This is a genomic window from Rhizobium atlanticum (genome assembly GCF_030182485.1).
Taxonomy (GTDB): Bacteria; Pseudomonadota; Alphaproteobacteria; order Rhizobiales; family Rhizobiaceae; genus Rhizobium.
The window spans coordinates 291,232-314,830 of the sequence record NZ_JAQJCJ010000001.1; the positions used below are offsets into that span (position 1 = coordinate 291,232).

The following is a 23,599-nucleotide window of genomic DNA, read 5'->3' on the forward strand; positions in this document are numbered from 1 at the left end:
GGGAGGAGACGGACAGGCTTTAAGCTTAGAACGCGTAGCTGGGCGCGCCCTGGTGGCGCGTGACGCGCTGGCCGGCACCGAGAAGCTTGAGGCTGTCCTCATTCTGCGGGCGGCGGGCGCCGATCACGTGACGCACAGTCTGGCGTTCGCCAGCCTGCACCGGGCTGCTGTATGCGAAGCGCGAGAGAGAGGCGGTCATTTCAAAAATTCCTTTGTTTGCTGGCTCATCCGAACCGTTCGATGGTGGCTATATAGCTATTCTGAAATGCGGAGGCAGAGGGTTTTCATCATGGGAGCCATGCGGCCAATGCATAAAGCGTGCCAAATTAACTTTTGGCGTCACAGTTCCGTCAAAATGCCGAGCAGGCCCAACGGTTTCGCCTCGTTTCGTCGCTTTTTCTCCCCATCGATTTAAATTTCGCTAACATGGCCGGCATCCCGTTAACCAGATTCGTTTCAACCATTCGGATTTCCAGCATGTTCCAGTCTTTCGAAGTCACCTCCACGCCGCAGTTCGGCAAGGAACGAGTTTCGGCGCTGCGCGCTACTTTCGATTCGCTAGGCATCGATGCTTTCCTCGTGCCGCGCGCCGATGAGTTCAACGGCGAATATGTTCCGGCCTGCTCCGAGCGGCTGGCATGGCTGACGGGTTTCACCGGCTCGGCGGGCATCGCGCTGATCATGCGGACGCAGGCGATCGTCTTCGTCGACGGGCGCTATGTGACGCAGCTCGCCGAACAAGTCGACGGCTCGGTGTTTTCGGGCGGCGATCTGGTGAACGAGCCGCCGCATGTCTGGCTTGCCGCAATCGGAACTAAGGGGCTGAGGCTCGGCATCGATCCCTGGCTTCACGCCGGCGCGGAGGTACGGCGTCTGGAAAGCGTACTGGCGGAGATCGGCGGGAGGTTGGTCTTCCTGCCGTACAATCCGCTCGACAGGTTGTGGAGCGATCGGCCTGCCGAGCCGCTCGGCGCCGTCACCATCCAGAATGTCGCCCAAGCCGGCGTGCTGGCAAGCGATAAGATTGCGACGATTGCCGCTGATCTTTCGAAGAAGAACCTCGCCGCGGTGCTGATTGCGGATCCCTCCTCGGTTGCCTGGATCTTCAATATCCGCGGTGCCGACGTGCCGCACACGCCGCATCCGCTGGCGCGCGCCATCATCCACGCCGACGGGCGGTCCGAACTCTTCCTCGACAAGCGCAAGACTGGAATCGAGACTGAGGCTTATCTCGGGCAGATATGCACGCAACTTCCGCCATCGGCGCTCGAAGAGAGGCTTGCTGCCGTTTCCAGGGATCGCCGCGTGCTGATCGATGCTGATATCGCCTCCCATGCGCTGGCGGAGATTATCCGCAAGGCGGGCGGCGAAGTGGTGGAAAGCGCCGACCCCGCTAAGCTGCCGCGCGCGGTGAAAAACGACGTGGAAATCAACGGCTCGGCCGCTGCACATCTGCAGGATGGAGCAGCGATGGTGGAATTCCTTTATTGGCTGTCGCAGGAGAAGCCGGGCAGCGTAAGCGAGATTTCTGCTGCCGAACATCTGGAGGCGGTGCGCGCTCGAGTCGGCCAGAGCATGCAGAATCCGCTGAAGGATATATCCTTCGATACGATCTCGGGCGCCGGCGAACATGCGGCGATCATGCATTATCGCGTTACCACCGCGACCAACCGGATGATCGAAGCAGGCGAACTTTTCTTGATCGATTCCGGTGCGCAATACATCAACGGCACGACTGATATTACCCGCACGGTCGGGATCGGCACGGTGTCAGAGGAGCATCGCCGTTTCTTCACGATGGTGCTCAAGGGCATGGTCCAGATCAGCACGGCACGTTTCCCGAAGGGTACACGCGGCTGCGACCTCGATCCGCTGGCGCGCATCGCGCTGTGGAGGGCAGGCGCTGACTTCGCCCATGGCACAGGCCATGGGGTCGGCTCCTATCTCTCTGTGCATGAGGGGCCGCAACGCATTTCCCGGCTTTCGACGCAGGAGCTGCTGCCCGGCATGATCCTTTCGAACGAGCCCGGTTATTACCGGCCCGGCAGCTTCGGCATCCGTATCGAAAACCTGATCTATGTGCGCGGCGCCGAGGAGATCGAAGGCGGCGACATGCCGATGCTCGGCTTCGAGACGCTGACCTTCTGCCCGATCGACCGCAGCCTCGTCATTCCCGAGCTTCTGACCCATGATGAGCTGCATTGGTTCAACGACTATCACCGCCGCACATGCGAGGCGCTGATGCCGCTGATCCACGATTCCGACGTCAGGGCGTGGCTCGAAAACGCGACGCTGCCGCTCGAATATTAGGCAACAGGCGGCGGAACACTGCTTTCGGGCTGCAAGGCCGCGCACTTTCAGGCGCAAGGCCGGGGTTCATGCGCCGATCGTGTAGCGCCATGCCATCACGACAACCCAAGCGGCAAGCAGCATCCATGTATGGGAAATGCGCAGGCCGACGAACAGAGCGACGATCAGCGCCAGTTTCGATTCCCAGCCGCCGATGAAGAAGGCAGGTGCGACAAGAGTGGTCAGCACGGCGGCCGGCACGGCGTTCAGCGCCGCTTCCATGCGCGGGGGAATGCTCTTCATTCGGGTGATGAGGATATAACCGCCGATGCGGGTGGCGAAGGTAGCGACTGCTGCGGCGAGTATGACGAGCGCCATATGGAGATCGAATTCCATGGCTCAGACCTCGGGCACTTCGGATTGAAGGGCGTCGGCTTCGAGATCCGGCACCTCGCGCGACAGCGGCAGCAGGGCAGCCAGCACGATGCCGGCGGCCGCACCCAGGCTGACATGCCATGGCGAGCCGACATAGCGGTAGGCGAGCACTGATGCTACCGCGCTGACGAGCGCCACCGGCAGGAAGTTGTCGCGCTTGCGGAAGCCGAGGACGATGCCGAGGAAATAGGCCGGCAGCAAGATATCGAGTCCAATTGCCTTGGGATCGCCGATGAAGCCGCCGAGCAGGCCGCCGGCGACGCTGATCAGCACCCAGGGAATGTAGATGATGACGCCGAAGCCGAGATACCAGGCGAAGGTAAGCGGTTTGCCGGCTTCGCCCCGCTTGACTGCCTCGGCAAATTGCGGATCGACGAGCAGGAAAAAGGTGAAGAACTTCTGCACCGGGGTGAAATGGCCGATGTAGCGTGCTAAGGCCGCCGAATAGAGCACATGGCGAAAATTGACGGCCAGGATCGACAGCACGATCAGCCAGGCATGAACCTTGTGGCCGAAGAGTTCGATTCCGACCATCTGGCTGGCACCGGCATAGACCGTTGCGCTCATGAAGGCGGCCTCGGAAAGCGACATGCCGTTTTCAACCGCCAGTGCTCCGAACAGCGCGCCAAAGGGCGCCGATGCCAGCGCAACGGCCGAGCCGCCCCGCAAACCTTCAACAAAGTCGGCGCGATTCATGTGAGTGTCCTGTTGGAAATTCAGGTTTTCCTTATGGGCTAGGGTCTTCCACGGCAATTGAATTTCGTTGATTGACCGATCGATTTCGCTGAAGCATCAACGTCGTGATTGCATTTGTCGGAGAACCAGGCATGCAGAAAATCGAATTTTCCAGGGAAGAAAAGGCTGAGATCGTTTCGCGCATCCGCGCTTATTTCGACCGCGAACTGGATCCCATCGGCACCCTGCCGGCCGAATTTCTGCTCGATTTTTTTACCGAGGAGATCGGGCCTTACTTCTACAATCGAGGGCTGAGAGATGCCCAGGCTGCCTTACTGAAGAGAATGGAAGACGTGGCCGAAGATATCCATCTTCTCGAGAGAGAGCAGAAATCCAGCGCCTGAAAATCAGACGGCAGGCCTGCTTAACGCCAAATTATGGCTGCGGCGATACGGTCGGCGCTTTCCTTCACCAGGTTGGTGTCATTTGACCCTGATTGTCTCTGTTATTGATGAACCACGATCCGCCAGGCTTGCCAAGGCGATGCTCTTCCTCGCCTGGCTTGCGCTGGCGTCTGCGCTTTGCTGGTCCGAAACGGTATGGCGTGACGAAGTTCGCGCATTGTCACTGGCCCTTCAGGGAGACAATTTCGCCGCTATGCTTCGCCAACTGCAGGGTGAGGGGCATCCTGCCCTGTGGTATATCCTGCTGCGCGCCGCCTATGTCATAGTCGGCTCACCCGTCGTCTTGAAAATCGTCGCACTGACGATTGCGGCGGCCGCCGCCTACCTTCTTGTTTTCCGGTTGAAACTGCCCCTTCCCATCATGCTGCTGTCGCTGTTCAGCAGCTTCTCGATTTTCGATTATGCGGCGATGTCGCGAAATTACGGCATCAGCATGCTGGTGGTCTTCCTTATCGTCCTGAGCTGGGAGAGGGGAGCACGCAAGGGGATATTGCTCGGCTTGTTGTTTGCCTTGCTGGCAAATACCAATGTCCACTCGGTCGTCCTCGTCGGCGGCTTTCTCGCCTATTGGTTTTTCGATCTGGTTCTGGCGCGGCCAAGCCCCCCTTTGAGCGCATATCGGGGCTTTGTGACAGCTGCTGCCATTGCCGCGGTCGGCGTTGTTCTGTGCGTCATGACAGTCTATCCGACCTTCAACGATGCCGGGCAGAACGATCTCGCGGACAAGAATTTCGCTTTGCTTTTCTTTTCTGCCTTTACCGCGGCCAGTTCCTATTTCATGGCATTCTACCCCGACCGGGTCCTTGAACTGATCGTGGCTGATCCATTGCTCGCCCGGATTTTCGCGTCGCTCATGGCTGTGCTCATCTATGGCAGTCTGTTGGGGCTGGCCAACCGGCGACCGGCGATGTTCGCAGCAGCACTGGTTCTCCTCGGGCTTTCCCTGCTTTTTACGCTCGTTTATCCAGGTAGCTACAGGCATCAGGCGCTGTGGCTGGTCTTCATGATCGCAATCACCGCTTTGACCCAGCCCCCTCGGCTCGGCCCCGTCGATGTTGCCGGCACCGAAGCTGCCGTCGTCGTGAAGATCGGGCATCTGTGCTTGATGATATTGCTCGCGCTGCAGGTCGCTTCCGGCATCGAGAGGGTCCATCAATTCCTTTTCAGCGATATGCCGCTCAGCCGAGCCCAGGATCTCGGCTCGTTCATTCAATCTCGTCCTGATCTCAAGGATGCGATCATCATGGCGGATCCCGACTATCTCGTTGAAGCCTTGTCCTATTACGTTTCCAATCGCACCTATCTTCCAAGAGAGGAACGGTTCGGTGCCATTGTGCATTATACCCGCAATGCGCGGCTTTCTCTCAGCCTTGCCGACATTCAGCAGACGGCGCGGCAGTTGCAGCAAAGCGAGCATGCCCCCGTCGTCATTCTTCTCTCACAGCGGCTTGACCGAATTGCCGCGCCGGTCTCATTGCGCGAAAGTTACAATTGGCTGCTGTCCCTGACGCCAGAGGACATTTCCGCATTCCGGAGCGAGACGACCCTCGTCAAGCGCTTCCGCCCCGTTGCCGGCAGCGATGAGACATTCGACGCCTATTTGTTGAAATAGTCGGCGATCGCAAGCTCATTGGCGCAAGGCATCTGCGCTTTTAATCACAGCGATGCCATGCGCCCGCATCTCGTCGATAGCGGCGGCAACACCTTCGGGGGTAATGCCGCGACTTGCATCCTCGATGAAGCGCACGCGCACACCAGGCATCATCTCGAGCGCGTCGAGCGCCGAGAACTTGACACAGTAATCGGTCGCCAGCCCGCAAACGTCGAGATCGGTGACACCTTGTTCCTGGAGAAAATTGGAAAGACCGGTCGAAGCATCCCGGTCATTGTCGCGGAATGCCGAATAGCTGTCGATCCTGGGATCCTCGCCCTTCTGCTGGATCAGGTCGATCTCTTCGGATCTCAGGTGCGGATGCAGTTCGGCGTCGAGCGTACCCTGGATACAGTGGTCGGGCCACATCATCTGTGGCTTGCCGGACAATTCGCCCATCTCGAAGGGAGCGGCGCCCGGATGGGCAGAGGCGAAACTGCCGTGGCCGGGCGGATGCCAGTCCTGCGAGGCGACGATCAAATCATATTTGCCGCTGTCGATCAGCCGGTTTGCGACGGGAACCACCTTGTCGCCGTCCGGCACCGGCAGATTGCCGCCGGGACAGAAGCCGTTTTGGATATCGACGAGCAGCAGCGCTTTCATCAAGGCCAATCCCTTCGCGTTATTGCAATGCAAATGCCAAATGCACCGAACACACCACTAGTGGATTTCCCAGCGCGGGTGCGCAAGTGTTAATTCTAGTACCTCCGGTAGTGGCTGGTCGAAAAAGCACACGCTAATGCAACCGTGGATATTGGTCGCGCTGACTCTCCTCTCGAAATGGCGGGAGCAGAAGGTTTTACGCTGCGGGATCTCCCCGGCAGAGCCTGATTTTCCCGATGTCAGCCTTCATCGGTTTACCGGCTGAGGTGCTGCAGCACCGTCTTCGACGGCGACGTCCGCTCGAGCTTGCCCGCCGCCGCGATTTCTGCCTTCTTGGCTCATCAGCAAATCGAGATTGAAGCCATGTCCGAGCCTCAAGCAGATGAAAAGATCGATGCCACCTTCCGCAATGGCTCGCTGACTGCGACCGGGATCATTCTTGGTTTCTCCCTCAATTTCATCAGTCTCTGGGTGTCCAATCCCAATGACTGGAGCCGCGTCGATCTGCTACCGATGTCGTTCCTGACCGTCGGTATCGCCATTCAGGTGAAGGTATTTGCCGATCTGCTCGCGCGCGACTCCCTGCTCGCCGCAAAATATGACCGGGCTCGGCGACTGTTCCTGATCGGGCTGTCGATCGTCGCCGTCGGAATGGGGATCGCCCTGCTGAACGATATTCTCGGACTCAGCAGTATGCGGATGTTCGGGTAAGGGTTCCCACGCGGTATCACCGCAAATCACACGCGCTCGACGAACCCGTCCAGCACCCGTTTCTGGCCGGCGCGATCGAAATCGATCGTCAGCTTGTTGCCTTCGATGCCAGTGATGTTGCCGTTGCCGAATTTCAGGTGGAAGACGCGGTCGCCGAGGGTGAAGCGCGACGGCTCCGAGGACGTGGACTTCGCCACCAGTTCGCCGTCGATCATGCGCCCCTTCGGGCCGCTTTCGCCGTAACCGATGCGTTCGACGGCGTGGCCGGAGCGGGTGCCCCAATTATCGCGCGTGGCGTCGGTCCTGTTGGCCTGCGCGCGTTTCCAGCCGGGGGTCGAATAGGAGTTGGCGAAAGGTTCGGCCTTGTCGAAGCGGGACTGGCCGTAGCCGCCGCGGCCGTAAGCGCCGTAGCTCTGTTCCATCTCGGCGACCTCGACATGGGTCTCCGGCAGTTCGTCGAGGAAACGCGAGGGCAGGGTCGATTGCCAGAGACCGTGGATGCGGCGGTTGGAGACGAACCAGATGTGGCAGCGGCGTTTGGCGCGGGTGATGCCGACATAGGCGAGACGGCGTTCCTCCTCCAGGCCGGCGCGGCCGCTTTCATCGAGCGAGCGCTGGTGCGGAAAAAGGCCTTCCTCCCAGCCGGGCAGGAAGACGGTGTCGAATTCCAGGCCTTTGGCCGAGTGCAGCGTCATGATCGAGACGGCGTCGAGGTTCTCGTTGGTCTCGGCATCCATCACGAGGGAAACGTGCTCGAGGAAGCCGCGCATCGACTCGAAGCTTTCCATCGAGCGGATCAGTTCCTTGAGGTTTTCGAGACGGCCCGGGGCTTCGGCGCTCTTGTCGTTCTTCCACATGTCGGTATAGCCGGACTCTTCGAGGATCTGCTCGGCAAGTTCGGTATGCGGTGTGTTTTCAAGCAGCTCCTGCCATCGGCGGAAGGATTGAATCACGTCGAAGAGGGCTTTGCGCGCCTTTGGCTTCAGCTCGTCCGTTTCGATGATGTCGGCCGCTGCCGCCAGCATCGGGATGTCGCGGGCGCGGGCATAATCATGCAGCGCACGCACCGTCGTATCGCCGAGGCCACGCTTCGGCGTGTTGATGATGCGCTCGAAGGCGAGGTCGTCGGCCGGTTGTGCGACGAGCCGGAAATAGGCCATGGCATCGCGGATTTCGAGGCGCTCATAGAAGCGCGGGCCGCCAATGACTCGGTAGTTGAGGCCAAGGGTGACGAAGCGATCTTCGAATTCGCGCATCTGGAAGGAGGCGCGCACCAGGATCGCCATGTCGTTCAGCAGATGCTTGCTGCGCTGGAGTTGCTCGATCTCCTCGCCAATGGCGCGGGCTTCCTCCTCGGAGTCCCAGGAGGCGTGAACCTGCACCCTGACGTCATCGGGATCGGTGCGATCGGTGAACAGCGTCTTGCCCAGACGCCCTTCATTATGGGCGATCAGATGGGCGGCGGCACCGAGGATATGTTCGGTCGATCGGTAGTTGCGCTCGAGCTTGATCACCTTGGCGCCTGGGAAATCCTTCTCGAAGCGAAGAATATTGTCGACCTCCGCACCGCGCCAGCCATAGATCGACTGGTCGTCGTCACCGACGCAGCAGACATTCTGTGGCTCGCCCCTGCTGCGCTGGGCCAGCAGCCTCAGCCACATATATTGGGCGGTGTTGGTATCCTGATATTCGTCGACGAGGATATAGCGGAAGCGGCCGTGATATTCCTTTAGGAGATCCGGATTCTTGCGGAAGATCGCGATCGGATGCATCAGCAGGTCGCCGAAATCGCAGGCGTTCAGCGTCGACAAGCGCGCCTGATAGGCGAAATAGAGATCGCGGCCGCGGCCATTGGCGAAGGCGCGGGCATCGCCTTCGGGAATATCGGCCGGTCCGAGGCCCTTGTTCTTCCAGGTGTCGATCATGCCGGCGAACTGCTTTGCCGGCCAGCGCTTGTCGTCGAGACCTTCGGCCTGGATCAACTGCTTGATCAGGCGGACGACGTCATCGGTGTCGAGGATGGTAAAATCGGAACTGAGGCCAACCAGCTCGGCATGGCGGCGCAGAAGCTTGACGCCGATCGAATGGAAGGTGCCGAGCCAGGGCATGCCTTCGACGGCGCCGCCGACGAGCAGGGCGATGCGCTCCTTCATCTCGCGCGCGGCCTTGTTGGTAAAGGTGACGGCGAGGATCTGCGACGGGAAGGCGCGGCCGGTATTGAGGATGTGCGCGATGCGGGTCGTCAGCACACGTGTCTTTCCGGTGCCGGCGCCGGCGAGCACGAGGACAGGACCTTCCAGCGTTTCGACGGCTTCAGTCTGTTCCGGGTTCAGTCCAGCGAGATAATCCGGCCGCTTGCCGCCGTCGCGCGCCGCCATGGCGCGGGCGGCGATGCGGCCGCCAGCGGCGGGTCTTCCGGCTGCAGCGACGGACGGGTGCGGCTTGCGCGCCACTTCGCCGGGCTCTTCGTCGAAGAAGGGAATATCGTCGAAACTATTGCTCATGGCGCGTAATGTAGTGATTCGGGAAGGAAAGACCAGAAAAGATGTTCTGCTTTCATTCCCGAACCACCACTATTGCCTGGGTGCGGGTGGCGAGGCTGCCGCGGGTGAGCGGGCGAAAAATTCCGATCCAGCCTGTCGGAACCGGCGCCGACCAGACGTCCTCGAAGCACGGACAGAAGTCCGGGATACTCGCCGACAAGGAGGCTGTCTATGCCGAAGGTCATTGCAAATCTCTGGTTCGCCGAGCAGGCACGCGAAGCCGTCGAATTCTACGTGTCGATCATTCCGGATTCCAGGATCGGCCGCACCACCATACTTCCGGCGGAAACGCCGAGTGGGCCTCCCGGCAGCGTCGAGCTGATCGAATTCACGCTCGGCGACCAAGCTTTCCTGGCGATGAAGGCCGGCCCGCTCGATAGCTTCAACCACTCGTTCTCGATCGCGGTTCTTCTCGATAGCCAGGCGGAGATCGACCGGATATGGGATGGCTTCCTCGCCAATGGCGGCACGCCGGAGGCATGCGGCTGGCTGAAGGACCGCTGGGGCCTGTCCTGGCAGATCGTGCCGCGCGCTCTCTCGGAGATGATCGCCGACGAAGATCGCGAGCGGGCAAGGCGTGTCACCGAAGTCATGCTCGGGATGGTCAAGATCGATGTGGCTGCGCTGGAGAAAGCGTTCAACGGCTGAGAGCCGGGAGGCGCGCGATCGCAATAAACCGGGCGGGGGTTACTTCGCCCGGTTTCATCCTGCGGGGGCGCGCTCACTGCCCCGCAATCAGAGGCGGCTTGCTCTTGCCGGCGGGAAATCGCCGATTTTCCACGGCTCGAATCACGGGCGCTATTGCACACCTTTTTGACCTTCATGTCACGTCGCTAAATGTGCTGATATCGCGACGCCCCTTTTCTCAACTACAATAAGAAACAGTTTCGTAGAGTAAAAAAATACCGGTGCATGCACAATTTTGTGCATTGCCACAAACGGCCGGTCAGCGTGGAATATACCTACGAAACTATTGATTCTTAGGAACGCCGTGGCCATCTCGATGGTTATACGGCTTAGAGCCTGCGGCATAACCTTAATGGAGGTCCCATGCTGAGTGAATCCGTATTCGATGCGTTTACCCGCAGTTATGAAGCGCGTCGCGAAAGCGACATGTCGGTCTCGGAATATCTTGATCTCTGCAAGACCGATCCGATCGCCTATGCCAACGCCACCGAGCGTCTGCTCGCTGCCATAGGCGAACCACAGATGGTGGACACCGCCAAGGACGCGCGCCTCGGCAGGATCTTCATGAACAGGACGATCCGGGTTTATCCGGCCTTTGCCGGTTTTCACGGCATGGAAGAGACAATCGAACGCATCGTCTCCTTCTTTCGGCATGCAGCGCAGGGGCTCGAGGAGCGCAAGCAGATTCTTTATCTGCTCGGTCCGGTCGGGGGCGGCAAGTCGTCCTTGGCTGAGCGGCTGAAGCAGTTGATGGAAGTGCATCCGATCTATGTGCTGAAGGCGGGCGAAGAGATCAGCCCCGTGTTCGAAAGCCCGCTTAATCTCTTCGATCCGGAGACGATGGGCCCGCTCCTGCAGGAGCAATACGGAATCCCGCAGCGGCGGCTGAACGGATTGATGAGCCCGTGGTGCCTGAAACGGCTCGACGATTTCGGAGGCGATATCTCCCGATTCCGCGTCGTCAGGATACAACCCTCGCGATTGCGCCAGATCGCAATTGCCAAGACCGAGCCAGGCGATGAAAACAACCAGGACATCTCCTCGTTGGTCGGCAAGGTAGATATCCGCAAGCTGGAAACCTACTCTCAGAACGATCCGGATGCCTACAGCTATTCGGGCGGGCTGAACCGCGCCAATCAAGGCGTGCTCGAATTCGTGGAGATGTTCAAGGCGCCGATCAAGATGCTGCATCCGTTGCTGACGGCAACGCAGGAGGGCAACTATATCGGCTCAGAGAATATCGGCGCCATACCTTTCTCCGGAATCGTCCTTGCTCATTCGAATGAGGCGGAGTGGCAGACTTTCAAGGCCAACAAGAACAATGAGGCCTTCATCGACCGTATCTGCGTGATCAAAGTGCCCTATTGCCTGCGGGTGACAGAAGAACAGAGGATCTACGAAAAGCTGATCGAGGGATCGGAACTGGTGGACGCACCATGCGCCCCGGCAACGCTCGAAATGCTGGCGCGTTTCTCCGTTCTTTCGCGTCTGCGCAAGCACGAGAATTCGACCTTCTTCTCTAAGATGCGCACCTATGACGGGGAGAGCCTGAAAGAAAGCGATCCGCGTGCCCGCAGCGTCCAGGAATACCGGGATGCTGCCGGTATCGACGAAGGCATGGACGGAATATCGACCCGCTTCGCCTTCAAAGTGCTCGCCTCCACCTTCAATCACGACACGACTGACATTGGCGCTGATCCCGTCCATCTGATGTATGTGCTGGAACAGGCGATCCGTCGCGAGCAGTTTCCCGATGATGTCGAGAAGCGTTATCTGGAGTTCATCAAGGCCGATCTTGCGCCACGCTACGCAGAGTTCATTGGCAACGAGATACAGAAGGCCTATCTTGAATCTTATGCGGACTACGGACAGAATCTGTTCGACCGCTACGTAGATTATGCCGATGCCTGGATCGAAGATGTGGACTTCAAGGATCCCGATACTGGTCAGCTTCTCGACCGCGAGCTCCTCAATCAGGAGCTGACGAAGATCGAAAAGCCGGCGGGAATCGCTAATCCGAAGGATTTCCGCAACGAAATCGTCAAGTTCTCACTGAGATCGCGGGCAGCGAATGGCGGAAAAAATCCGTCATGGACGAGCTACGAGAAAATCCGGGAAGTCATCGAGAAGCGTATGTTCTCGCAGGTCGAAGATCTCTTGCCGGTGATTTCCTTCGGATCGAAGAAGGATTCGGAAACAGAAAAGAAGCATAGCGAATTCGTCTCGCGCATGGCCGCGCGAGGTTACACGGAACGGCAGGTTCGGCGCCTCGTCGAATGGTACATGCGCGTCAAACAGGCAAGTTAATGCGGAGCCATTATGCACATTGTCGACCGGCGGCTAAATCCGCGCGGTAAAAGTCTGGAAAATCGTCAGCGGTTCCTTCGACGCATGAAGGGAGCCGTGCAGCAGGCGGTGAAACGTTCGCTGCAAAATCGAAACATTCGAGACGTGCTCGACGGCGGGGAGATCAGCCTGCCGATCGATGGGATGGCAGAACCAAGCTTTCGAAGGGGTGAAGGCGGCATCGCCGACCACATCCTGCCCGGGAACCGGGCTTTCGTCGAGGGGGACATCATTCCCCGGCCGCCGGGCGGGAAGGGCGGAAAACCAAAAGATGCAGGCGAGGGCGACGGTGAGGATGGCTTTCGTTTCGTACTGACGCGGGAGGAATTCCTCGATGTGTTCCTTGACGACCTCGAATTGCCAGACCTCGCCAAGCGGCGTCTAGCCGAAACCGAGGAGGAAACTCCGTTCCGGGCCGGCTATTCCGTATCAGGGTCGCCTTCCAACATTGCCGTCGGCCGCACGACAAAGCTGGCAATGATGCGCCGCGTTGCGCTTGGCCGCCCACGCCGCGAAGAAATCGAAGCCCTGCAGCGGCAGATCGAGGAATGCAAGGACGAGGAGACCCGTCTGGCGCTTGAGACAAAACTCAAAGCCCTGACGGAAAAAAGCCGGCGCATTCCCTATATCGATCCGCTTGATGTCCGCTATCGCCGCTTCGAAAACGAGCCGAAGCCAGTCGCGAAAGCGGTGATGTTCTGCCTGATGGACGTGTCAGGCTCCATGTCGGAGCACATGAAGGACCTCGCGAAGCGATTCTATCTGCTGCTCTACCTTTTCCTGTCGAAACGCTACAAGAAGGTGGAAATCGTCTTCATCCGTCATACCGACAGGGCTGAGGAGGTCGATGAGGAAACCTTCTTCTACGGCCCGGCGACGGGTGGCACGCTGGTTTCGAGTGCGCTTGCCGCAATGCGGGCAATTATCGCAGCGCGTTTCGACCCGGCGGAGTGGAATATTTATGGTGCCCAGGCCTCGGATGGCGACAACGCCCATTCGGACGGAAATCTGACCGGGCAGCTGCTGCGCGAGATTTTGCCGCTATGCCAGTATTTCGCCTATATCGAAGTCGGCGAGGAGGGCGGCGATTCTTCAATATCGCGATCGCCGCTGTGGATGCTCTATGATGGGATCCGTTCCGAACCGCTGCCGCTTTCAATGCGCAAGGTCTGCCGGCGAAGCGAAATATTCCCTGTTTTCCACGATCTCTTCCAGAAACGTGAGGCACAGTCGAAGGTGACGCCATGACCATGACGGTGAGGCCAAGAGAGCGGCTCCTATTCGAGGGGGCCGACTGGGACTTTGCAACGCTGCAGCGCATCCACGATGCGTGCGAAGGGATCGCGCTCGGTGAACTCGGCCTCGATGTCTATCCGAACCAGATCGAAGTCATTACCTCGGAGCAGATGCTGGATGCCTATTCCTCAACCGGGATGCCGCTCTTTTACCGTCATTGGTCCTTCGGAAAGCACTTCGCGCATCACGAGACCTTCTACCGCCGCGGGATGCGCGATCTTGCCTACGAGATCGTCATCAACAGCTCTCCCTGCATCTCCTATCTGATGGAGGAAAACACGGCGACGATGCAGACGCTCGTCACCGCCCATGCGGCCTTCGGCCACAATCACTTCTTCAAGAACAACTATCTCTTCAAGCTCTGGACCGATGCCGAGGGAATTCTTGATTATCTCGATTTCGCCAAAGGCTATATCACCCGCTGCGAAGAGCGCTACGGCGAGACGGCGGTCGAAAGAACGCTCGATGCGGCGCATGCGCTCATGTCGCATGGGGTGCATCGATATGCCGGCAAGACCACCATCGACCTTCGCCAGGAGGAGAAGCGGGAACAGGAGCGTCGCGCCCACGAGGAGCAGATGTTCAACGATCTGTGGCGCACGGTTCCCGTCGGGAAGGCGAAGAAGACGGGTGACATAGGCTTGGAAAAGCGGCGCGCCGCGCTCGGTCTCCCGCAGGATAATATCCTCTATTTTCTCGAGAAATCTGCGCCCCGGCTGCAGCCGTGGCAGCGAGAGATCCTTCGCATCGTGCGCCACGTCGCGCAATATTTCCATCCCCAGCGGCAGACCAAGGTGATGAACGAGGGAACCGCCACCTTCGTCCACTATCAGATCATGAACCGACTTCACGAGCGGGGGCAGATCAGCGACGGCAACTTCCTCGAATTCCTGAAGTCGCACGCCAATGTCGTCTTCCAGCCAAACTACGACGATCGGCGGTTCTCGGGTTTCAATCCCTATGCGCTTGGTTTTGCGATGATGCAGGACATCGAGAGGATCGTCACGAAGCCGACGGAAGAGGACCGGGCATGGTTTCCCGATATCGCGGGAAGAGGCGACGCGATGGGGGTCCTGCGCGACATCTGGGCGAATTACCGCGACGAAAGTTTCATCAGTCAGTTCCTCAGTCCGAACCTGATCCGGCGGTTTCGGCTGTTCCATCTCTACGACGACCCGGAACAGACCGAAGGTGTGCTGGTTTCGGCAATTCACAATGAACGCGGCTATCTGCGCATTCGCCGCCAGCTCTCCCGCGAATACGATATCGGCTGGACCGATCCGGCAATCGATATCGTCGATGTCGATCTCGCCGGCGACCGTCGCCTGTTGCTGCAGCATATCGTCATGAACGGCTGCTATCTGCAGGAAGGTGACACGAAGCTTGTCCTGCAACATCTTGCCGATCTTTGGGGCTACGATGTGCTGCTTCAGGAAATCGACGGTTCGAGCAGCGTGGCGAAGGAACACACGGCAAGCCCGCGCAAGATCGTTCAATGATCCGGTTTTTTGCAACGTGTCGGGCTAAAGCGCATCGTACGCCTCCATCCTTTGTCCGCATCCGGCGGCGATCGGCAATTATCGATGGCAACAAACACAAAGGCTGCGTAATTTAACGCCGCTGCAATCGTTCATATTGGTCTCCACTCAACCCAATTCCACCTTGCAGCGACCTTTCGGGATAGCGCAAAGGCGAGCGACAATGAGTGAAACGCGGCGGAAGCTGACGACGATCTTCTGTGCTGACGTGCAAGACTACACACGGCTGATGGGGGCCGACGAGGAGGGGACGCTTGCGACGCTGAAGCGCTGCCGCGACGCGATGGCACATTTGATCGAGAGCCATGGCGGCCGCGTCGTCAACACCTGGGGCGACGGACTGATCGCCGAGTTTCCGAGCGTCGTCGAAGCCGTGCGCGCGGCCGTCGATACCCAGAACGAACTTGCCGGCTTCAATGCCGGCCGCCCGAGCGACGGGCGCATGCTCTTCCGCATCGGCATCAATCTCGGCGACGTGATCGTCGAAGGCGATGACATTTATGGCGACGGCGTCAATATCGCCGCGCGGCTGCAGACGTCGGCTTCGCCCGGAGGCATCGTAATATCAAGCACCGTCTACGATCAGGTGCGCAACAAGGTGGCTGTTGGTTTCGAGTTTCTCGGGCCGCTGACAGTGAAGAACGTCGAAGAGGGCGTGCCGAGCTACGCGGTCAAGATCGGCGAGGGAGGCGACGAAACGCCGCCTGCCGAACGACCCGCCGCCCGGCAACAGCCAGCCGCCGCCGTCACGGCCGAGGCAAGGCCGGTGTCCGCCGGACGGAGGCTGTTTGCCGTGCTTGGCGTCATCGCCGTCGTGCTGCTCTTCATCAATCTCCTGTCGTGGCAGGGTGTTTTCTGGGCGCGCTTTCCACTGCTTGCGATAGCCGCTGTTGCAGCGCTCGCCTGGAATCGTGAACAGACGCGTTTCGACCGCAGGATGGCTACGCTCGCGATTGTGGCGCTCGGCATCATCGGCATCAACGTCCTCACCTGGAGCGGGACCTTCTGGGCGGTTTGGCCGATACTGGGGATCGCAGCGACCATCGGCCTGCGGTGGTCGCTGCGTCGATAGCCAGTTCTTCACTGGTTTTGATGGTTATCTCGCTTCAGTAACAACGGCGAAAGAGGTTTTTGAGTTTCGTTCAAGCAAAAGTGAGCGGCCGGGTTATTTCCAATCTTCGCTGATATTACAAATCGGTAATGCCGGCCGCTTATGCTTGTCGGTAAGCTGTAAACGCGCGATATTGTCGCATCAGATGGGAAGCTTGATCCCGCAGCGCCTCTTTCGACCGACCCTGGTCCAACCTCGAGTCCCTCCGGAGACGTGAATGGCCTTTTGGAAGCAGTTTATACTTTCACTCATCGTCATCATTGCCGGCTTCGCCGCGTGGGTTTTCCTTGCGCCCGGCGCCGGCGATAAGATGCGTGATGCCGGCATCCCCGACAGTCTCGTTTCGAAGATTGCGCCGAAGGCCGAGGAGACTGCGGACGCCGGTGCTTCCGCCGGGGCACAGGGACAACGGGGCGAGGGGCAAGGACAGGGTCAAAACCGCCGCGGCGGCGGGCGCAACAGCGCCATTCTCGTCGCGACGGAAGCCGTCGTCCAGGGCGTCGTCAACGATCGGCTGAATGCCATCGGTACAGGCGATGCGATCCGTTCCGTCGCGGTAACGCCGCAGGCATCGGGCACGATCCGCGAAATCCTCATCAAGTCGGGCGACAGGGTGAAGGCCGGGCAGGTGCTTGCCAAGCTCGACAGCGAGGAGCAGGTGATCGCCCGCGGCCAGGCGGTCGTGGCGGTGAAGGCCGCGGTCGAGAAATCCAATCTCTATCACAACATCAAGTCCAGCGTGTCGCGCATGGACGTCTTCGATTCCGAGATCGCCGAGCAGGGCGCGCGACTGCAGTTGCAGGCCGCCGAACTCAATCTCGCCCGACGCAATATCACGGCCCCGATCGACGGCATCGTCGGCATCGTGCCTGTCAATATCGGCGACAATGTCACCACAACCACGCCGATCGTCACACTGGACGATCGGTCGGAAATCCTCGTCGATTTCTGGGTGCCGGAGCGTTTTGCCAACACGGTTGCGGTCGGCCAGCCGGTTGAGGCGATGTCGGTGGCAAGACCGGGGCAGATGTTTTCCGGCGTGATCGAGGCTGTCGACAACCGCATTGATGCGGCAAGCCGCACGCTGCGCCTGCGCGCCCGGATCGACAACGCTTCCGACGAGCTGCGCGCCGGCATGTCCTTCAGCGTCAGCATGAAATTCCCTGGCGACAAATATCCGGCGGTCGATCCGCAGTCGGTGCAGTGGGATTCTCAAGGGTCCTTCGTCTGGCGCGTGGCCGACGACAGGTCGCACAAGGTGCGGGTGAGCGTCGTGCAGCGCAATCCCGACTTCATTCTCGTCAAGGCCGACCTCAAGGACGGCGACAAGATCGTGACGCAGGGCCTGCAGCGCGTGCGTGAGGGTGGCGCGGTGCGTGTTTCCGCCGATGTTGCCGCGAGTGGGGAGGTCGCCACCCAATGAACGTGACGGAACTGCCTCAGGACCGAGCGTCGAGCAAGCAGAGTTTCACCGCGCTTTTCGTTCGCCGACCGATCCTGGCGCTGGTGTTCAATACGCTGATGGTCGTCGCCGGCCTTGCAGCCTATGTCGGCGTCGAGGTGCGGGAGCTGCCTGATGTCGACCGTCCCGTCGTCACCGTGCGCACCACTTTCGACGGCGCTTCACCGCAGACGATCGACCAGGAACTGACCAAGGTGATCGAGGGTGCAGTCGCCCGCGTCAGCGGCCTGAAGTCGATCTCCTCGACCTCATCCTTCGGCCAGAGCCGGGTGACGCTCGAATTCTCCGATGCGATCGATCTCGCGGTCGCCGCCAACGACGTGCGCGATGCAATCGGCCGCATCACGCAGAACCTGCCAGACGAGGCCGATGCGCCGCAGATCGTCAAGGCGGATTCGGATTCTTCGCCGATCATGCGCCTTGCCGTCACCTCTACCAAGCTCAACATGGACGACCTGACGCAGCTCGTCGAGAACGAGGTGATCGATCGTCTCGCCTCCGTCGATGGCGTCGCGGATGTCGAGGAATATGGCGACCAGGAGAAGGTCTTCCGCGTCGATGTCGATCAGGGGGCGCTCGCCAGCCGCGGGCTCACCATCGGCGACTTGACCAAGGCGCTCGACAATGCCGCGCTCGACGTGCCGGCGGGCTCGCTGAAGAGCGCGACGCAGGATATCGTCGTGCGCGCCACCGCCAATCTGCAGACGCCGGCGGATTTTTCCGATGTCATGCTTCAAGATCGCGTGCGGCTGGGCGATGTCGCGACGGTGACGCTCGGGCCGCGTGACGGTGACACGGCGCTGCGCTCGAACGGCAAGCCCGGCATCGGGCTTGGCATCATCCGTCAGGCGCAGTCGAACACGCTGAACATTTCGACCGGCATCAAGGCGGCCGTCGAGCAACTATCGAAGACGCTGCCCGAGGGAACGACGATCGCCATCACCAGCGACGATGCCGTCTTCATTCAGGGGGCGATCCATGAGGTGGTGCTGGCGCTGGTGCTCGCCGCAGTCATCGTCACCGCCGTCATTTATCTGTTCCTGCGCGACTGGCGAGCGACACTGATCCCGGCGGTCAGCATGCCGGTGGCGCTGATCGGCACACTGGCTGCCATCTATATGGTCGGCTTCTCGATCAACATCCTGACGCTGCTCGCCATCGTGCTGGCGACCGGCCTCGTCGTCGACGACGCGATTGTGGTGCTCGAAAACATCGTGCGCCGGCGCGCCGAGGGCATGGGACCGCGCGCGGCCGCCGTGCTCGGCACGCGCGAAGTGTTCTTCGCAGTTATCGCCACGACAGCGACGCTGGCGGCCGTCTTCATCCCGCTTTCGTTCCTGCCGGGGCAGGTCGGCGGTCTCTTCCGCGAATTCGGCTTCGTGCTCGCCTTCTCGGTCGGACTATCGTCGATCGTGGCGCTGACGCTTTGCCCGATGCTCGCCTCGCGCATGCTGACGAAGCCGATGATTGAGGATCACGGAGCGCTCGGTCGCTTCGGCGGCGCGCTCGCCCGTTGCTACAAATGGGCACTGCACGGATGCCTCAACGCGCCCTTCGTGGTTATCCTGGCCTCGGTGATGTTTGCCGGCGCGGCGCTCATCGCCTTCTCGACGGTCAAAAGCGAGCTCACGCCGGAAGAAGACCGGTCACTGGTGATGATGCGGCTGACGTCGCCGCAGGGATCGAGCCTCGAATATACCCGCGACAAGATGCAGCTCGTCGAGGAATATCTGCAGCCGCTGGTCGATAGCGGCGACATCCGCAACGTCTTCTCGATCTCCGGACAGGGCGGCTCGCTGAACAGCGGCTTCATGGTGCTGACGCTTGCTCCCTGGGGAGAGCGTCACCGGACGCAGGCCGAGATCGTCGGCGACATCAATCAGGCGGCGGCGAAGGTGCCGGCGCTGCGCGGCAATGCCATATCTTCCAACAGCCTGCGCATCCGCGGCGCCGGCAGCGGTGTGCAGATGGCGCTTGTTGGTAACGATCACGAGGCGCTGACGGCGGCGGCCGCCAAGCTGGTGCAGGCGCTCGACGCCACCGGCCAATACGATACGCCGCGGCTCACCAACGAGCCCAGTCAAGCGCAGGTGTCGGTGGCGATCGACCGCGAGCGTGCTTCCGATCTCGGCATCGACATCACGGGGCTGTCGACGGCGATCCAGTCGCTGCTCGAAGGGCGCTCGGTGGTCGATGTCTTCGTCGACGGCGAATCCTATCCCGTGCTTTTGACTTCGACGACGCGGCCGATCGATGATCCCACGGATCTCGAAAACGTGTTCCTGAAAACCGGTGACGGCAAGATCGTGCCGATGTCCGTCATCGCCACGATGAAGGAAGGATCGGTCGCGCCGCAGCTGAACCGCGAGCAGCAGCTCGCCTCCGTCGCGATCACCGCCGGCCTCAAGAACGGCATGTCGCTCGGCGATGCCGTGAAACAGGTGACGGGACTTGCCGAGCCCCTGCTGCCGCCCGGCGCACGTTTGCTGCCGCTTGCGGAAGCCGCGACGCTGGAAGAGAATTCGAGCGGCATGGCGCTGACCTTCGGGTTTGCCATCGTCATCATCTTCCTGGTACTCGCCGCCCAGTTCGAAAGCGTGCTCTCCTCGGTAATCATAATGTCGACGGTGCCGCTCGGCCTTGCCTGCGCCGTCTTCGCTTTGATCATCACCGGTTCCAGCCTGAACATCTACAGCCAGATCGGCCTGGTGCTGCTCGTCGGCGTGATGGCGAAGAACGGCATCCTGATCGTCGAATTCGCCAATCAGTTGCGTGACAGGGGCGAGAACGTGCGCTCTTCGATTGAGAAGGCCTGCGCGCTGCGCCTTCGCCCCGTGATGATGACGATGATCGCCACCATCCTCGGCGGCGTGCCGCTGGTCTTTGCCCACGGCGCGGGTGCGGAAGCGCGCGTGGCGCTCGGCTGGGTGATCGTCGGCGGCCTGGGCTTCGCGACGCTGGTGACGCTGTTCATCACGCCGGTCGCCTATCTCCTGCTTGCCCGCTTCGCCAAGCCGCATGCCCACGAGGAGGCGCGCCTGCACGAGGAGATGTCGGTCGCGACGAGGCTGCTCCCAGCCCCCGACGAGGAGCAGCTGCAGGCCGCCGAGTAAGCCTTCCATGCGCATTGAACACGCCGCCGGATTGCCATTCGGCGGCGTTTCTTATGGAGTATGAAGCCTTGCGGAATAAGATAAATTTCCTCTGAAGATTAGCCGTTTTTTAAGCATAAGCGGCAATCATCGTGGCCAGGAACCGACTGGCCTTCTTCGTTTCTTGAAGGCAATGCGCTGGAGACCCAGCGACCCCGGACATGAGTGTCTGTGCGGAAGGTTCATCCCTGTTCAGTTGCGTTCTGTTGTGTTTTTGGAGTCTAGTTCCGTGAGTATTTATCAGCGCGTCTCCGTTGATGCGGCGCTCCATGTGCTGCGTGATATCAATCGCAATATGACGGTCACGCAGAACCACATCACGACAGGCATGCGTGTTGCCAAAGCGGCCGACAATGCTGTTTATTGGTCGATCGCCACCACCGCGCGCACCGACAACAAGGCCATTTCGGCGGTCCAGGACGCGCTCGGCATGGCGGCTGCGACAATGGGCACGGCCTATACCGGTGTCCAGAACGTCATCGACGTTGTCTCCGAGATCAAGGCCAAGCTCGTCGCCGCCACCGAGGACGGGGTCGACAAGAACAAGATCAACGAAGAACTCAAGCAATTGCAGGAGCAACTGCGCAGCGTTTCGGAATCGGCGACCTTCAACAGCGACAACTGGGTGATCCTCACCAATGATGCGACGCCGACGCAGCCGCGCCAAATCCCGGCCTCCTTCATCCGCAATGCCGACGGCACGGTCTCCGTGGGCATGCTGAGCTACCATATCGACAACACGCCTGTGGGGGCGACGACCTCCAAGGATGCGCGCTACCTGATCGACGATCGGGCCACTGGTTCCGGCGAATACGGCGTGTTGACCTCGGCCTATTTCGCTACGGAACTCGGCGCTTCGCAGGACTACGTGCTGATGACCAGCAAGAACGGCACCACCACCGGCCAGGTGGTGATTTCCGTCTCTTCAAGCACGACGAAAGGTCAGCTCAGCGAAATGATCAGCGTGGTCGATGCCGCCCTAACGCAGCTGACCACGGTCGGATCGGCCTTCGGCGCGCTGGAAAAACGCATCGAGCTGCAGAACGACTTCGCCACTCAGCTGCACGACAACATCACCGCCGGCATCGGCCGGCTCGTTGATGCCGACATGGAGGAGGAGTCGAGCAGATTGAGGGCGCTGCAGACGCAGCAGCAGCTCGGCCTCCAATCGCTGAACATTGCCAATGCGACCTACGACACGGTCAGGCAGTTGTTCCAGAATTTCTAAGGGTGAGATTGGGCGCTTGGAGCGGCACTGCAATGTTTGTTGTTTGAGGTCCGAGTATCTCGGAGGAAGATTTGGCGCGCCCGCCGACCCGGTAAAAACTGGTGATATCCGTGCCTTGCTGCAACATGGCTGCTGTTTCGGCGCCTGAAATTCCCCTATCAAGGGAACATCTTCATTTTCTTGCCGTAATCCTTGCCATTTGCTCGCATCAGTTTTGAACGGAGACCGTCCTGTCCATGATCAAGAAATTCATACTTCTGGCTGTCGCAGCAAGCTATCTCAGCGCCTGCACGACGACCGATCCCTATACTGGTGAGCAGAAGGTTTCCAATACAGCGGGCGGTGCTGCGCTCGGCGCGCTCGGTGGCGCTCTTGTCGGCGTGGCCGTTGGCGGCGGCGGGCATGGCAAGCGCAACGCAGCGCTGATCGGCGCCGGTATCGGCGCGCTGGCCGGCGGCGCGATCGGCAACTACATGGACCAGCAGGAAGCCGAGCTTCGCGCCCAGCTCGAAGGTACCGGCATCTCCGTCACCCGCCAGGGCGACAACATCATTCTCAACATGCCCTCGAACATCACTTTCGATGTCGACCAGGACGCGGTGAAGCCGGGCTTCTATCCGACGCTGAATTCGGTGGCGATCGTGCTGCGCAAGTTCAACCGCACCCTGATCGACGTCAACGGCCATACGGATTCGACCGGCAGCCTGCAGCATAACCAGGACCTGTCACAGCGCCGCGCGCTTTCGGTTGCCGATTATCTCGGCGGCCAGGGCATCGACCAGCGCCGCGTCTCCGCCGTCGGCTTCGGCCCGTCCCAGCCCGTCGCCTCCAACGCGACCGAGGCCGGCCGCGCCCAGAACCGCCGCGTCGAGATCCAGATCGCGCCCATCACGCAGGGCTGAGCAGGCGCTCTCTCAGACAACAGAAGGCCAGGCTCGCCCTCGGCCTCTTTCGTTTCTGCTGATCGCATCAATGCTGCATCGTCGCGCCTTTGGTGATCTTGTCGACAATCTTCTTGTCGGCTCTGATCGCAATGCCGACGATATTGGCGTCGTCAGGGGCATACTCGGCAAAGACGGCGCGGTTGGCGGCGTCATGGCCGGTGGCAAACATCTCCTCGATGAATATGGAGGCGGTTACCTCACGTTCCAGCGCGCGGCGGTGGATGGTCGATATCGTCGCTTCGTCGGCGGAAAGCACGATGATTGGCTGGATCGATAGCGGATTGTAGAGATTGCCGGCGCGGTCCTTATACGGCTCTCCGATGATCTCGGGATATTGTCCGGCGATGCCCGTCGACAGGAAGGCTGTGACGTTCAGCTTCTGCCAGCCGGCAAGATTGTTTCGCAGGACGATCGCAATTTTGGTATCAAACATTCCAGTCTCTCTCATCAGGGTATCGAAACGC

The 23,599-nt window shown here is 60.2% G+C and carries 19 protein-coding genes; 13 read left to right on the plus strand and 6 right to left on the minus strand.

Going from position 1 to position 23,599, the window contains the following annotated elements; genetic code table 11:
- Positions 1–25 precede the first annotated feature (25 nt).
- Positions 26–199 carry a hypothetical protein gene (locus PH551_RS01385; RefSeq protein ID WP_004668779.1) on the minus strand — a complete coding sequence of 58 codons (174 nt, stop codon included), beginning with the start codon at positions 197–199 and terminating at the stop codon, positions 26–28.
- 278 nt (positions 200–477) lie between these two features.
- Between PH551_RS01385 and PH551_RS01390 the strand changes: the two genes are divergently transcribed.
- Complete coding sequence (locus tag PH551_RS01390; protein ID WP_285191562.1) at positions 478–2,310, plus strand: aminopeptidase P family protein; 1,833 nt, start codon at positions 478–480, stop codon at positions 2,308–2,310.
- A 66-nt stretch (positions 2,311–2,376) separates the two neighbouring features.
- Here PH551_RS01390 and PH551_RS01395 read toward each other — a convergent pair whose 3' ends face one another.
- The gene (locus tag PH551_RS01395; protein ID WP_097597971.1) at positions 2,377–2,685 is read right to left on the minus strand and encodes an AzlD family protein; all 309 of its coding nucleotides are present in this window, start codon (positions 2,683–2,685) and stop codon (positions 2,377–2,379) included.
- A gap of 3 nt (positions 2,686–2,688) precedes the next feature.
- The gene (locus PH551_RS01400) at positions 2,689–3,420 is read right to left on the minus strand and encodes an AzlC family ABC transporter permease (protein WP_285191563.1); all 732 of its coding nucleotides are present in this window, start codon (positions 3,418–3,420) and stop codon (positions 2,689–2,691) included.
- 131 nt (positions 3,421–3,551) lie between these two features.
- On the opposite strand from PH551_RS01400, the gene PH551_RS01405 reads away from it, so the two are divergent.
- Positions 3,552–3,803 (plus strand): DUF2164 domain-containing protein, encoded by a 252-nt coding sequence (locus PH551_RS01405; protein ID WP_221112233.1) that lies wholly within the window; start codon positions 3,552–3,554, stop codon positions 3,801–3,803.
- A gap of 82 nt (positions 3,804–3,885) precedes the next feature.
- Positions 3,886–5,475 (plus strand): hypothetical protein, encoded by a 1,590-nt coding sequence (locus tag PH551_RS01410; protein WP_285191564.1) that lies wholly within the window; start codon positions 3,886–3,888, stop codon positions 5,473–5,475.
- 15 nt (positions 5,476–5,490) lie between these two features.
- Here the strand turns inward: PH551_RS01410 and pncA are convergent, their stop codons facing one another.
- Positions 5,491–6,117, minus strand: coding sequence for a bifunctional nicotinamidase/pyrazinamidase (gene pncA, locus PH551_RS01415; protein WP_285191565.1), 627 nt, complete (start codon positions 6,115–6,117; stop codon positions 5,491–5,493).
- A gap of 363 nt (positions 6,118–6,480) precedes the next feature.
- On the opposite strand from pncA, the gene PH551_RS01420 reads away from it, so the two are divergent.
- Positions 6,481–6,828 (plus strand): hypothetical protein, encoded by a 348-nt coding sequence (locus PH551_RS01420; protein WP_097598119.1) that lies wholly within the window; start codon positions 6,481–6,483, stop codon positions 6,826–6,828.
- 26 nt (positions 6,829–6,854) lie between these two features.
- On the opposite strand, the gene PH551_RS01425 is transcribed toward PH551_RS01420, so the two are convergent.
- Complete coding sequence (locus PH551_RS01425; protein WP_285191566.1) at positions 6,855–9,332, minus strand: ATP-dependent helicase; 2,478 nt, start codon at positions 9,330–9,332, stop codon at positions 6,855–6,857.
- Positions 9,333–9,542: 210 nt separating this feature from the next.
- On the opposite strand from PH551_RS01425, the gene PH551_RS01430 reads away from it, so the two are divergent.
- From PH551_RS01430 to PH551_RS01470, 9 genes are all read left to right on the plus strand, one after another.
- Positions 9,543–10,019 carry a VOC family protein gene (locus tag PH551_RS01430; protein WP_285191567.1) on the plus strand — a complete coding sequence of 159 codons (477 nt, stop codon included), beginning with the start codon at positions 9,543–9,545 and terminating at the stop codon, positions 10,017–10,019.
- 402 nt (positions 10,020–10,421) lie between these two features.
- On the plus strand, positions 10,422–12,365 hold the full coding sequence (locus tag PH551_RS01435; RefSeq protein ID WP_085778757.1) for a PrkA family serine protein kinase: 1,944 nt from the start codon (positions 10,422–10,424) through the stop codon (positions 12,363–12,365).
- 12 nt (positions 12,366–12,377) lie between these two features.
- Positions 12,378–13,652: a YeaH/YhbH family protein gene (locus PH551_RS01440; RefSeq protein WP_085778756.1), complete on the plus strand. Its 1,275-nt coding sequence runs from the start codon at positions 12,378–12,380 to the stop codon at positions 13,650–13,652.
- Positions 13,649–15,199, plus strand: a complete 1,551-nt coding sequence (locus PH551_RS01445) for a SpoVR family protein (RefSeq protein ID WP_285191568.1) — start codon at positions 13,649–13,651, stop codon at positions 15,197–15,199. Before PH551_RS01440 ends, PH551_RS01445 begins: the two co-directional genes overlap by 4 nt.
- A 202-nt stretch (positions 15,200–15,401) precedes the next feature.
- Positions 15,402–16,310: an adenylate/guanylate cyclase domain-containing protein gene (locus tag PH551_RS01450; protein WP_285191569.1), complete on the plus strand. Its 909-nt coding sequence runs from the start codon at positions 15,402–15,404 to the stop codon at positions 16,308–16,310.
- Positions 16,311–16,566: 256 nt separating this feature from the next.
- Positions 16,567–17,772 carry an efflux RND transporter periplasmic adaptor subunit gene (locus tag PH551_RS01455; RefSeq protein WP_285191570.1) on the plus strand — a complete coding sequence of 402 codons (1,206 nt, stop codon included), beginning with the start codon at positions 16,567–16,569 and terminating at the stop codon, positions 17,770–17,772.
- Positions 17,769–20,924, plus strand: coding sequence for an efflux RND transporter permease subunit (locus PH551_RS01460; protein WP_285191571.1), 3,156 nt, complete (start codon positions 17,769–17,771; stop codon positions 20,922–20,924). Before PH551_RS01455 ends, PH551_RS01460 begins: the two co-directional genes overlap by 4 nt.
- Positions 20,925–21,192: 268 nt before the next feature.
- Positions 21,193–22,191 (plus strand): flagellin N-terminal helical domain-containing protein, encoded by a 999-nt coding sequence (locus PH551_RS01465; protein WP_085778751.1) that lies wholly within the window; start codon positions 21,193–21,195, stop codon positions 22,189–22,191.
- 236 nt (positions 22,192–22,427) lie between these two features.
- Positions 22,428–23,093 carry a YiaD family glycine zipper/OmpA-like lipoprotein gene (locus PH551_RS01470; protein ID WP_085778750.1) on the plus strand — a complete coding sequence of 222 codons (666 nt, stop codon included), beginning with the start codon at positions 22,428–22,430 and terminating at the stop codon, positions 23,091–23,093.
- A 67-nt stretch (positions 23,094–23,160) separates the two neighbouring features.
- Here PH551_RS01470 and PH551_RS01475 read toward each other — a convergent pair whose 3' ends face one another.
- Positions 23,161–23,568 carry a DUF2000 family protein gene (locus PH551_RS01475; RefSeq protein ID WP_085778749.1) on the minus strand — a complete coding sequence of 136 codons (408 nt, stop codon included), beginning with the start codon at positions 23,566–23,568 and terminating at the stop codon, positions 23,161–23,163.
- Positions 23,569–23,599: the final 31 nt, after the last annotated feature.